At 56.0% G+C, this 9,467-nt stretch carries 8 protein-coding genes and 1 pseudogene; 1 reads left to right on the top strand and 8 read right to left on the bottom strand.

The window, feature by feature from the left end:
• Positions 1-50: 50 nt before the first annotated feature.
• The 3 genes from BQ17_RS16385 to BQ17_RS16375 form a co-directional block, all read right to left on the bottom strand.
• Positions 51-1,010, bottom strand: coding sequence for an LA2681 family HEPN domain-containing protein (locus BQ17_RS16385; RefSeq protein WP_089728874.1), 960 nt, complete (start codon positions 1,008-1,010; stop codon positions 51-53).
• 33 nt (positions 1,011-1,043) lie between these two features.
• A complete protein-coding gene (locus BQ17_RS16380; protein WP_089728872.1) occupies positions 1,044-1,346 on the bottom strand; it encodes a hypothetical protein in 303 nt (100 codons plus the stop codon).
• 195 nt (positions 1,347-1,541) lie between these two features.
• Complete coding sequence (locus BQ17_RS16375; RefSeq protein ID WP_256091643.1) at positions 1,542-1,895, bottom strand: heterodisulfide reductase-related iron-sulfur binding cluster; 354 nt, start codon at positions 1,893-1,895, stop codon at positions 1,542-1,544.
• Positions 1,896-2,174: 279 nt separating this feature from the next.
• On the opposite strand from BQ17_RS16375, the gene BQ17_RS22885 reads away from it, so the two are divergent.
• Entirely contained in the window at positions 2,175-2,342 is a 168-nt protein-coding gene (locus BQ17_RS22885) for a hypothetical protein (RefSeq protein WP_218068319.1), read from the top strand.
• A gap of 164 nt (positions 2,343-2,506) precedes the next feature.
• Here the strand turns inward: BQ17_RS22885 and BQ17_RS16370 are convergent, their stop codons facing one another.
• The 5 genes and pseudogenes from BQ17_RS16370 to BQ17_RS16345 all read right to left on the bottom strand — a co-directional run bounded on the left by BQ17_RS16370 (position 2,507) and on the right by BQ17_RS16345 (position 9,032).
• Entirely contained in the window at positions 2,507-3,631 is a 1,125-nt protein-coding gene (locus BQ17_RS16370; protein WP_218068318.1) for a PD-(D/E)XK nuclease family protein, read from the bottom strand.
• A 53-nt stretch (positions 3,632-3,684) separates the two neighbouring features.
• Positions 3,685-6,069 carry a UvrD-helicase domain-containing protein gene (locus tag BQ17_RS16365; RefSeq protein ID WP_176722482.1) on the bottom strand — a complete coding sequence of 795 codons (2,385 nt, stop codon included), beginning with the start codon at positions 6,067-6,069 and terminating at the stop codon, positions 3,685-3,687.
• The gene (gene dpdA / locus BQ17_RS22065) at positions 6,066-7,808 is read right to left on the bottom strand and encodes a tRNA-guanine transglycosylase DpdA (protein ID WP_176722481.1); all 1,743 of its coding nucleotides are present in this window, start codon (positions 7,806-7,808) and stop codon (positions 6,066-6,068) included. The genes BQ17_RS16365 and dpdA overlap by 4 nt, the downstream gene beginning before the upstream one ends.
• Positions 7,809-7,958: 150 nt before the next feature.
• Positions 7,959-8,396 (bottom strand): annotated as a pseudogene (locus BQ17_RS16350) (DUF29 domain-containing protein).
• Between the two features lie 153 nt (positions 8,397-8,549).
• The gene (locus BQ17_RS16345; protein ID WP_089728862.1) at positions 8,550-9,032 is read right to left on the bottom strand and encodes a Uma2 family endonuclease; all 483 of its coding nucleotides are present in this window, start codon (positions 9,030-9,032) and stop codon (positions 8,550-8,552) included.
• Between the last annotated feature and the right edge of the window lie 435 nt (positions 9,033-9,467).

The following is a 9,467-nucleotide window of genomic DNA, read 5'->3' as shown; positions in this document are numbered from 1 at the left end:
CTCGATTTCTATCGGCGCCGACGCAAGCTCTGCTACTGAGGCCGTTGACACTAACTTAATGGCAGTGACGCTGGAGCATGGGAACGAGTACGAAATTTACAGATTTTATGCCCTAAAATCAGTATCTTAATTTTTAGACAGGCTCTAAGAAATCCGTGCTCCAGTCGGTGCCGAACCGTGGCAATATCTCGAGCGTCGGGTTCAGTGTGGTTACGAAAACCTGGAAACTCATCGAATAGGTCACGGGACAGCCAGAACAGACCTCGCAACGGCCAGTTCGGATACAACCGGAATACCTGGCGCAGCTTTCTCTCGTTATTGAGTGACTCACACCAAATGCGCCGCAGTGTAACATCCCTCCGCTTCATCCCAAGCCGCCAGTAATGGTTGACGAACTGCCCTATCTTATCGAACAGTGAGTAGGAAGTTCGAAACGCGCATTTGATCCGCTCTACCGCCAAGCTATGGCTCGGGTAGTCCAGGGTGTTGTACAGCAGGACACCCCGATCCGAAAAGCCGAGGCCAATCCCGCGGTTGGCATTTGCCATTGCAAACTTGGGAATGCGCTCAATGGCGCGATCCCAATATGTAACCGCATCTACGAAGCGCCCGACATGGTTGAGCAGATTGCCCAGATTCGTCTCGATTTGGCACTGCCGCATCGGATCGAGATGGACAAATGCCGGATGGTAAGCTGCCTCGCGTAGGTGGAAGAGTTCGTGCTCAATCTCCTCACCCTCCCAATCCCATTCATCATCCGAACGGTACTTACAGATATACCGACGAGCACTCCAGGCGTTGGCGCGCATATAGGCCAACTCGGCAGCCATTGGAGATTCTGATACCTTTTCACTTAGTGCCGCTGCCAAATCATCCGTGGACTTAAGAACTTCCATGTCCCTGGAGTCCGTTGCTGTATCAATGGCACCCGCGAGTGCCGCCATGTGATCATCAATGGCTACATCCGTTTGCTCTGCTCGGCGAAGCCATTCGGCCGCAGTTTTGTTCATAATCTCGAATCTGATTTCTCCCTGCGTTTTACCTCACTTATGGGCGAGTGTCTTGTTGATGAAGCTGTGCAAAACCGACGAAATCAGCATTTGATAGGTGATGCCTTCTCGTTCCGCGATTCTCCGGATTTGCACGAAATCATATTCCGGAAGTCGGATGCTGATCTGTTTCTCACCGAGCATTGAGCGAGCGTCTTCTCGTAGTTCATATTCGCGTTTTTCACTGATCCCGTCAGGTAAAAAACCTTCACCCTCGATCAACTCGTAGAGTTCGCGTTCCTGGTCATCATAGAATTCCGTGATCAGGGGAGGAAGTAGGTTGTTCTGATCTTTCATGGCTTTTCAGTTATGAACCGTTTTGTATGTTTTCTGCTTGGGAAAAGGGTCTTCAGGAATTTTTCACCGTCTTCCCCTAACAGCGCTTCGTCTAGGTTTATGTGGTATTGCATGGTTAGGCGGCTCCGTTTGCAACTGAGATAAAAAGGCCCGCTCATGTGGGCCTCTTAAGTCTAGCAGAACCTACTGTCGGAGCTACTTGGCCGCCAGTTCCTCCAGCTTCTTGGCCGGGATGATCCGCCCGTCGAGGGCCGCGTCCTTGGCGTCGCGGCCATAGGCCACCGCCATGAGGGTCGAGTAGTAGGCCACTGGCATGGCGAATTTGGTGGAATAGGTCGCGTTGATCCGGTCCTGGTAGACCTCGACGTTCATTTGGCACACGGGGCAGGGAGTAGCGATCATGTCGGCAACCTGGTCATAGGCCGCCTCGATGATACCTTTGACCATCTCCTGGGATTTCTCGGGCTCGGAGAAGGCGAGCGCACCGCCGCAGCACTGGACCTTTTTCTCGTAGCCGGGGATGGACTCCGCGCCCAGGGTGTCGATCATCTTATCCAGATAGACGGGGTTCTCGAAGGATTCGCCGGCGATCCCGAAGGGGTCCGGTCTGACAGCCCACGTAGCTGGCGATCTTGATGCCTTCCAGGGGGTTTTTTGACCTTGGCGCCGATTTCCTCATAGCCGATATCCTCGATCAGGACCTCGCCCATGTGTTTGATGGGCTGGATCTTGGCCGCATCGTAAGGATGCCACCTGGTGGCTAAAGTCCCGACCCGCAGCGTTGGAACCAGGAACGGGCTATCGCGATATCATGGAAACGTTAGAGCAATGGTTTGCCTCGTCCTTAAGCGTACCGGCCCCCTGATCGGCTTGGCACGTGTCGGAGGGCTCGTCTGGCTGCGGGAGTTGTTCGGCATTGTTACCGTGACCTCGGAACCGGACTCCAGGTTGTCGGTGTTGCGACCGTTGTCGGCATGGCCGAGCTGCGGGGACTGACACCATCCGCGCGTGTGGTCTTCGACCTGCTACTGCAAAGCGACTATCGGATCGGTGAGTCTGTGATCGATGAGGTTCTGCGGTCGGTCGCTACCACAAAGACCCGAGGCTGGAGGAAATGAGTCGGTCTCCGGTGGACATGCGCAGGCCACAATCCGATCGAGTCAATCGAGGTCTTCTTCGGTTCCACCCTTATCGTGGCCCTTCTTGGTGGCAAATTCGCAGCCCATCTTGAAATCGCACGCGACACAGGTGCTTTCATCGGATTCTGCTTCCCAAACGCTGCGTATGCTGCCGTAGGTTGCTTCGCGGGCGACGCGTTCCTCAATTTCCTTGACGATGTTGTCGAACTCCGTAGTGGCCTGCGTGATAGCTTTGTCGTTCACAGGGATGACTCGAAGCGCACGGCGTATCCTGTACTCAGCGGATAGGTTCGGAGTGGTGCCCGGCTGGAAAGTCATGATCTGATAGTCGTCCTGGCTTCCCGGTGTCGGAACCACATCCGTCACTCTTTTCTTAATCTCCGATTGCAGCTTCAAATAATCGCTGGAACCAGGTGCAAGCTCATTCACGTAGATCAGAATGCAGGCGACGACCGGCTTCGTTTCGGGTTGTCGGTGGCGTAGCCAAGCATAAGTAAGGACCTGCCATTCGCCGAGCCTCCAATGCTCGTGATCGGTAACAGGCCGTCGCGAACCCTTATAGTCGACGATGACTTCATACTCGCCTTGTAGATTTGGACAGGCTTTCATGACCGCCTGCTTGATGGTGTTGTCATCCGACGCACCGTTCAGGGTGACATGGGTCAAGACATCGATGATGCCCTTCAATCCGTATCGACTGGCACGAGCTTGCCCCTGATCAAGTGCTGGAAGGTCGCGGGTACCGATCACTTTCTCCTCGCTCGTTTCGATCAATTGGAACAGGGATGGGCCAAGCTCGTTAATCGCAACCGCCGCCCGTTGGTAGGCGGACATACGTGTCTGCCGACTTCGTGCCTGCTTGCCCTGACGGGCGAGCGCCTCTTCGATGGGCCAGCCGAGAGATCGAATATCGTGCGGCGGCAAGTGCGGATCGGGAGCCTGAGGACGCGCGTCGGGCTCAATTGGCGTGTAAGGCCAGGGGAAAGGAGGTCGGGTCTCGCGCCAAAGGAGATAGGCTTGCTCCAGCACGCCGTGAATGAATTCTCCATACCACATCTGAACCGGTCGCGATGGCGGAAGCGAGCTGCCGTTGTAGTATCGGTATTGCCGCCTGCATCGCTTAAAAGAGAGGATATCACCGGTCAAGCTGTACTCGGGGAAAACGCTATCGCGTCGTTTGACTGGAAGCTCCATAGGCGTCACATCAGTACGAAGGGCAGATTAGGAATCGGAGGTGGCTTCCTTGCGGGCAGGTTGTCTGTCCAAGCCCAGCTACCGTCGGAACGCCAGAAATGCCCTACATGCTTTGTGTTGGTATTGGTCCTGATCGCCTTTCGATTTCCGACCAGAACGAGGACACTTTGGGGCCAACTGTAGGCGACATAGTATTCCCGGATGATGTCTTCGAACGATCTTTGTAGTGGTGTGCGTTGCAGGCGTAGATCGCCGATTTCGGTGAAGGGCGCCAAGGTGTCTTCAATCGCCGTCGTTCCGGACGGTCGTTCCGGAAACCGCTTGAAGCGCTGTTTAACGTGGTTCGTTTTGCATTCGGAGGAGACATCGACGATCACCATCGGGAACTCCAGTCCCTTTGCCTGGTGGATTGTCATCATATTGAAGCAATTCCTGGGGACATCCGCGAGGATCTCTTCATCGATTTCAATGTTGCCTTCGGCGAGAGGCGCGAGCATGTCGTAGAGGGCGGATCGGCGCGAACGGTTATTGTGGGGCTCGGTTCGGTAGATCTGACCGCGATAGGTAGAGAAGGACACCATCTGCGAGGCGGCACGCGAGACCACTTCCAAATAGACTTGGTGCTCCGGATCGTCGGAAAGCTCGGGAATATAGGGGACATAGGCATAGACCGCATCGAGTAACGGCCAATCCCGCGGACTGTCGTCGCCTGGTTGAGCGATCTTTCGTATCTCGTTCAGCCGCAATTGCAGCCTGGTTCCATCCATTGCGGACGGATTCGCTTGTAGCTGGTCTCGGGCGGTCTGACGCCACTCGCCGAAGACCCTTTTTACATCATTGCGTAAGTGCATGTCAGGGCTGGAGGCTATCGTACCGTCAGGTGTGCTCGGACCGCTTGGGTCGATTGTTTCGAGGACAAGGCCCAGGAGTCGTTGAACCGCCGGCACGTCCCGTAGCGGTCGTCCACGCGGATTGAATACCCGGATCCCACGTTCCTCCAGCGCATTGCGCAGGAAATACGGGAATTTCGGGTTCGGCGGTTTACCAAATGCAGCCCTGCCGAATTCGTTAACGGATTTGCTGAGTAGTACCGCGTCGCCGAAATCGCCCCCGGATGGGGCGGCCCTCAGCTTGAGGTCCGTGTCGGGGATTGCACGGCCCTGCCCGGAGAAAATGTCATACAGAAAGTCCGCAACGGCCTCCGCGAGATCCTTGACCTCCTCTCTGAATATCCCCAGGATTGGAAAGGGCTCGATATCACTCTCGCACGTGATCTCGGGCTTGAGCGGCTGCACGCGGGCACCAGGGTTGAAGTCAGGATCGTTCTTGATGAAACCGTTGAAGAAATCGACGATGTCCTTGCTGGACCGATAGTTACGCTGGAGATGGATTGGGGAGATGTCGCCGCAGCTCAGGGCGGTCCTGGCACGTTCGGCGAATCCACGGAAGAGCTCGATTGTCGCGCCCCGAAAGCGGTAGAGGGATTGGTCGTCGTCGCCAACGACTGTAAGGGTCGCGGCTTGGCGTTTTGCGATCCCGAAATAGATCTGTTCTTGAAGGAGATTCGTATCCTGGTATTCATCCACGAGTACGGCCTGCGCTTTACCTAACGGGCCAATGTCCTGTCCATCGAGCAAACGCCGCCATATGGTGGACTCGAGCCTGGGAAAATCGAGCTGCGATGTCTCATCTAAATAAACCGAGTAACGTTGGATGACCGCCAGAGCGGCGCGTAGACCGGGGTTGGTTTGGTTCTGAAGACCGTTCTCATCGACCAAATCGTGGACAATGCGATCGGCAATGGATTTGAGAACGCGAGCAGCATCACCGGTGGACGAAGGCGGTTCGCCGTCCAGGGTGAACCCCGATAGAAACTGGTCGAGTTCGGATGTCGCGTCGCGTTCTGCGTACAACTTGCCATGGCGAGTAAGCAGGGTACGAGCCGCGAATTCATCCAATAGGGTGTAGCGGGGCTCGGTGGGGATACGGGAGATATCGAGCGCTTCCTCGCAGAGGCCGTCCAGGGTTCCGGTCACGAAGCGATTGACATCCACGCGGCCTAGATAAGCGAACAATTCCTCGTCGCCTTCCCTTTCGGCGAAGGTGCGCGCCTGCTCCACGACAGGCTCTCCCCATTGAATGAGCCTGGATCTGATCTCCTTGGCGGCCTTCTTGGTGAAGGTTGTGACGACGATCTGTTCGGGAAAGATTCGGTCGACTACCGCGTGGCGAAACGCCCGCTGAACCAACACGCGCGTTTTACCGGACCCTGGCCCAGCAACGATGAATGTGGGCGCATCTTTACCGTGCAGCAGACACTCCCGCTGCTCTGGGTTCGGCTCGGAGCCTAAGGTCTCGGTCAATATATCTACGAAGGCCTCAGGCGTCACGGGGAACCTCCTTCCGCGCGCAGTGCTGGCTGAAAGGTGCGTTCCTTGATTATGCCGTATAGTCGCCAGGTGTTGTGAGCACCGCGGCGCTTGTTGCGGTTGCTGCCACGGAAGATCATCACGTCGATGCCAGTCTTCATGCAGATCGGGCACCTGCACGCTCGCCACGGTTTGACCTGCAATGTGCGCTCGTAGCCGGCACGCAGGATGTCGCTTTCTTCACTGCTGCGCGCCAACTTCCCGTCGTAATCGAGCACGGTGGATAGGGTTGCCTGGTAGCTCAATCGTCCCCGGTCATACTCATGCAGCGCCGACAGGGCCTTCGCTTCGAGCATTTCGAGTAGTTCGAGATCGGCACCGGCCTTGAGAAGCCGAGTCCGCGTTCTCCCATCGGATGTCATGGGCACGCGAATCGCCGCGTACCAATTGCCGTCTTCTCCGAGATAATTCTGGTCGGAGCGCAGCCAAGCCTTCCGAAAATAGCTGGCGCTGTCAAAACTCGTGATCCCGAGTTGGCGAAAAAGGTGCTGGAGCTTGGGCCTAAAAATACCGAAGAGATGGACCTCCGGGTGATGCTTCAGACTCTTCAGCGCTTCCATCGTCGTCGTAACGATTGCTTGGACCATCGAATCGGGTAACGGAACCAAACCGCCCAGCGCGATCCGGCGATAGCCCATCTCCGCATAGGCACAGGCGTTGTGCGCATACTGCTCGGGCGATAAGCCCTGGACCGTGCCCACCGGGACAAATCCGGCTCGACGACGTTCTACTTCCCGAAGAAAGGCGTCGGCATTATCGACCGTCAGTGCTACGCGCGCTTCGCGCTTACTTGGAGACAAATCGCATTTGGCACCATCGACAATGATTTGTGGTACAGGAATGTGGTCGATGCTTGCCCCATAGTCGAAATTGTAGAGATCGTAAAGACTGACCACGTAATCGATCGAGAAGGGTGGTTTGTCCTCGTTCACATAGGAAAACGCACCACAGTCTCCGAAGAGTCCCTGGGTGGGATCAAGTCCATAGTGTTGGCGAAGATTGATCGGTCGCAAGGTGCGCGAATCGAGACCACCGACATATTTGAGTGGCCCCTTTGATTCCCGTTTCTGTGCAAGACTAACGAGTATTCCGTCGGCGATCTTGTCGGGATGTAACAAGTGCGCACAGTGCAGCTCTTGTCGTTCTCTTTTGGGAGCTGAGAACGTGTCGGTCATGAAGTCGAAGTCGGGATCCAGCAGGTCATCCCAATCGGGAAGAAAGTACGAAAGTCGGTCGGACGGACTTGGGTGTACACCAAGCCTGGGCGCCGAATCGAAGGTTTGCAGGTAGGCTCCGAGTTTCTGACGCTTTACGCCGATTGGTCCTTCGAAGACTTCCGCACGACCCGAGTCGTCGAGGCGGTCCATCGGAAGCGCAGCGAGATAGTCTTTACCGAGGCAAAGTCGGATGTGATCGTAATCTTCCAGCCACCGATCGATTTGCCCACCTAAGGATGGAGCCAATTCGACCGCCCGTGCGTGATCCATCCTGTGGTCATAGTATTCGATTTCAGTCAGAGCCCCGATGAATCCGAATTTTGCCGAAAGTACGGCGACATCAAGCAGGGCTGGCCAAATCCGTTCGCGCAGATGCGATCGGAAATCCTGGTAGAACGGCCCGTCATACCGGCAAATTGCCGGGGTTGTGCCCTCGGTTTGCGTTTTTCTGCTAGAACAGCCTAGCACCAGGAGCTCAGTCACTTACTGCAATTAGATTCCATGTCAGAGATTTTGACCAACAGCTTCAATTGGGATTTAGATCCTGCGCTTTAGTGCAAGAGTTATCCCCACCGCTTTTCGGAGAATATCGTGACAGACGGGACCTGACACCAAGGCAAAGCGAGCCTCGTCCTATTCCGGTAACCACTCCTGATTCAGGACCTCGCTCGCGTCCCAAGGGCAGATGTCCGGAAAATCGGAGAGACCGGTCTCTTCGGCCGCTTGAGCCGTGGCGTCGTCCCACACGCCTACCCACCAATCGGACTCGGCGAGCTTAGGGCGTAGGCTCGGTGTTTCTTTCAGACGGCGAGCGATACCGCGACGCTGGTTGCGGATGGTGATTTGCCAACTCGCGCCTCGACGTCCCGGTTGCTTCTGCCACTTGAGGAGGTGCGCCAGCAATCGCGTCATGCGGCTGACCAGCTCCCGCTATTCGCTCTTGCCCACGTCTTCGATCTCCTCGGCCAAATGCGCTCTGTCCAGTTGGTCGAGCCGCCCCGCGCGCAACAGACTCGCTTGCTCCGTGGCCCAAGCGACCACGTCGTCTTCGTAACCTATGGCGCTTGTCATCGCTGTCTCCTTTGCGGTCATACAGGAAAGCTACCACGGCAGTGCGGCGGTTTCGACTCACCAGCTGCCAGTCGCCAATCACAGCGGCGGTTGCCTGCCTGGTGGCAGGTTGGCGTAAGTCCCGGATACCTCGGTACTGGTGTGAGGCGAGGGTTAAACTTCGATACGGATCGGAAAGGAAGGCACCAGCTTCGATTGTGCCAATTCATTTCCAGGATCGAAAAATCGGAGTTGGCCGTTTTCGTCGCAGGTCCATACCTCCAGCGCGCCGGCGTCGAAGTACAATGCCCGCTTCTCGGTCATTTCCGCGTCCGTATTACCGTGGGATCGAACTTCTATGCAGAGCTCCGGCGCTACCGGCGCGGAAGCCGTTCCCGCAGCCTGGATCTCACCCCAACGGGCGGCGGAACGCCAAACCACGTCTGCGACCCGTACCCCCGCTGTGGTCCGGATGGCATATTCCGGAACGGCTCGGCCACCTTGGATGCGGTGATTGAGTTCTTCCAGCAGCACGCCCTGGAGTTCGGAATGCAGGGGCCTGTGCGGTGTCATGAGGATCTGACCGTGCTCGTTGAGTTCGATCTTGTAGGGGAGGTCCTTGAGGCTCGAATCGGCAACAACGTCGGCCCACTGCATGATCTTGCCCTCCACAATGGGGGAGTCAAAGAAAAGACCCGCTCGTACGGGCCTTTTAGTCTAGCAGTGGGTAAAGCCTCGTGCCACGAGATTGCGTAGCGGGTCCCGATCAGAGCCGCTGATCAGAAACTGACCGGCTTCGTCCGTCAGCAGGTGAAAAAGGGCGTAGTAGGCGGTTGAAACGGACCACCGGAGGCTGGCATCTTTGGGACACCTGGGTTCTTTCGTCGCAAGGAGTCGTGCTTGCGCCAGGAGATCTTGGGGCAAACTCATAGCACTTGGACGTGAATCCGTGAGATAAAATCCAGGATTTCTGTTAACTCTATGATTTTACTTGGATTTTCAAAGATTGGCTATCTCACCTGCTGGGTGAGTCCAAAAATGAATGAATTTTTCCATTATCCTGTTGTTTTATAAAGGGATTATTCTATAAAC

It is taken from the genome of Candidatus Thiosymbion oneisti (assembly GCF_900092655.1).
GTDB lineage: Bacteria > Pseudomonadota > Gammaproteobacteria > Chromatiales > Chromatiaceae > Thiosymbion > Thiosymbion oneisti.
Note: the sequence above shows the minus strand (reverse complement) of the source record. Positions and strands in the feature narration are given on the sequence as shown.

Bases quoted from the DNA above. Each gene is read 5' to 3' on its own strand.
- BQ17_RS16375 (WP_256091643.1), bottom strand. From the start codon at position 1,895: ATGATCGACACCCTGGGCGCGGAGTCCATCCCCGGCTACGAGAAAAAG.
- BQ17_RS16385 (WP_089728874.1), bottom strand. From the start codon at position 1,010: ATGAACAAAACTGCGGCCGAATGGCTTCGCCGAGCAGAGCAAACGGAT.
- BQ17_RS16380 (WP_089728872.1), bottom strand. From the start codon at position 1,346: ATGAAAGATCAGAACAACCTACTTCCTCCCCTGATCACGGAATTCTAT.
- BQ17_RS16345 (WP_089728862.1), bottom strand. From the start codon at position 9,032: ATGCAGTGGGCCGACGTTGTTGCCGATTCGAGCCTCAAGGACCTCCCC.
- BQ17_RS22885 (WP_218068319.1), top strand. From the start codon at position 2,175: ATGGTTTGCCTCGTCCTTAAGCGTACCGGCCCCCTGATCGGCTTGGCA.